This is a genomic window from Allobaculum sp. (assembly GCF_047010065.1).
In the GTDB taxonomy this organism is placed as follows: domain Bacteria; phylum Bacillota_I; class Bacilli_A; order Erysipelotrichales; family Erysipelotrichaceae; genus Allobaculum; species Allobaculum fili.
On record NZ_JBKXLD010000165.1, the window covers coordinates 1 to 2,266 of the forward strand.

At 51.7% G+C, this 2,266-nt stretch carries 1 protein-coding gene; it reads left to right on the top strand.

The window, feature by feature from the left end:
- Window positions 1-1,878, top strand: a 1,878-nt coding sequence (leuS, locus tag ACLUYS_RS09870; RefSeq protein ID WP_412659793.1) for a leucine--tRNA ligase, incomplete at its 5' end; no start/stop codon positions are given.
- Between the last annotated feature and the right edge of the window lie 388 nt (window positions 1,879-2,266).

The window sequence follows — 2,266 nt, forward strand, 5'->3', positions numbered from 1 at the left end:
AGCGAACGCGGCGGCTACCCGGTTATCCGCAAACCGATGCGTCAGTGGGTACTGCGTATTACCGAATACGCAGACCGCCTGCTGGAAGATCTCGATCTCGTAGACTGGCCATCCTCCACAAAAGAAATGCAGAAAAACTGGATCGGTAAGTCTGCGGGTGCCAATGTCATTTTCGATATTGACGGCCACGACAAGCAGTTCACCGTATTCACGACGCGCTGCGATACCCTCTTTGGCGCAACCTACTGTGTAATGGCTCCGGAACATCCTTTCGTTGACGAAATCACTACGCCGGAACAGAAAGAAGCGGTGGAAGCCTATAAAAAGGAATGCGCTACCAAATCCGATCTGCAGAGAACGGATCTGAACAAAGATAAAACCGGCGTCTTCACCGGCGCCTATGCGATCAACCCGGTCAATGGAAAGAAAGTACCAATCTGGATTTCCGACTATGTACTCGCTTCCTATGGAACCGGCGCCATTATGGCCGTACCGGCTCATGACACCCGCGACTATGAATTCGCCAAAAAATTCGGTCTGCCCATTATTCCGGTCATCGAAGGCGGCGACATTGAAAAAGAAGCCTGGACGGAAGACGGGATGCATATCAATTCCGAATGGCTTAATGGCTTAGGCAAGAAGGAAGCCATCGGCAAGATGATCGAGTGGCTGGAAGCCCATCACGCAGGAAATGCCAAGACAACGTACAAACTGCGTGACTGGCTCTTTTCGAGACAGCGCTACTGGGGCGAGCCGATTCCAATCGTTCATATGGAAGACGGCACCGAACGCACCATTGATGTGGAAGAACTCCCGCTCGAACTCCCGGCAACGGACAATTTCCAGCCGGCGGACAACGGTGAATCGCCGCTGGCCAACTGCACCGACTGGCTCAATGTGGAAATTGACGGCGTAAAGGGAACACGCGAAACGAATACGATGCCGCAGTGGGCCGGCTCCTGCTGGTACTACATGCGCTACATCGATCCGCATAACGACAAGGCGATTGCCGACCCGAAACTGCTTGAGCACTGGCTCCCGGTTGATCTGTACGTCGGCGGTGCGGAACATGCGGTTCTGCATCTGCTCTATGCACGTTTCTGGCACAAAGTGCTCTACGATCTGGGCGTAGTCCCGACAAAGGAACCGTTCCAGAAACTGTTCCATCAGGGCATGATTCTGGGAAGCAACGGCGAAAAGATGTCGAAATCCCGCGGCAACGTCGTAAACCCGGATGAAATCGTCGCCAGCCATGGTGCTGATGCACTGCGCGTTTACGAAATGTTCATGGGACCGCTCGAAGCGGGTCTGCCCTGGTCGACGACGGGTCTGGACGGTACCCGCAAGTGGCTCGAACGCGTTAACCGCGCTTTCACCGAAGCTCTGGAAATTACCGATGAAAACGATGGAAACCTCGACAAAGTCTATAACCAGACGGTGAAGAAAGTTTCCAAGGATATCGATACCCTTAACTTCAACACCGCCATTTCGCAGATGATGATCTTCATCAACGAAGCGTACAAGAACAAGAAGATTTACCGCCCGTACGCGTTAGGCTTTGTGAAGATGATTTCAACGTTCGCACCGCATCTGGGCGAAGAGCTCTGGCACACGCTGACCGGAAGCAATGAGTCCATCGCCTACGAACCCTGGCCGACCTGGGACGAATCCAAGCTTGTGGAAGATGTCGTAACCGTCATCGTTCAGGTCAACGGCAAAGTCCGCGGCAAATTCGAAATGCCGGCCGGCAGCAACGAAGAAGCCCTCAAGGAAAAAGCGCTCGAACAGCCGTCTGTCATCAAATTTACAGAAGGCCACGAAATCAAGAAGATCATTGTGGTCAAAGGCAAAGTGGTTAACATCGTAGTCGCAAAGTAAGAGCGGTGAGAACGAGTACCATTCAGATTTCAAATCCCATTACAAGAGCATGGTACAGAACATCCGTGCTCTTTTTACCGAAAGGAAAAGCTTCAGCTCCCCAACAGAAAATTCAGGTATCGAAACAAGGTGGAGAACGGCTCGCAGAACGATCCGACAGACGGCCGATCCTGAAAGAATGGTTCTAATTGCTGCGGAGAATAGGGCTCTGTAAACCCGCTTTCGAAGGTGTTCACGCCGAAATTCTGCAGGCTCGCAAAGCGAGAGCCGAGTACAGCATGTCATCCGGCGCTTTTTAAACCTGGATCAAAAACTTCTCAAATTTCAAAATAACAGAACGTAAGTGTCAAACAATCGACGGGTATACGCGAGACTGAATATTAGATAC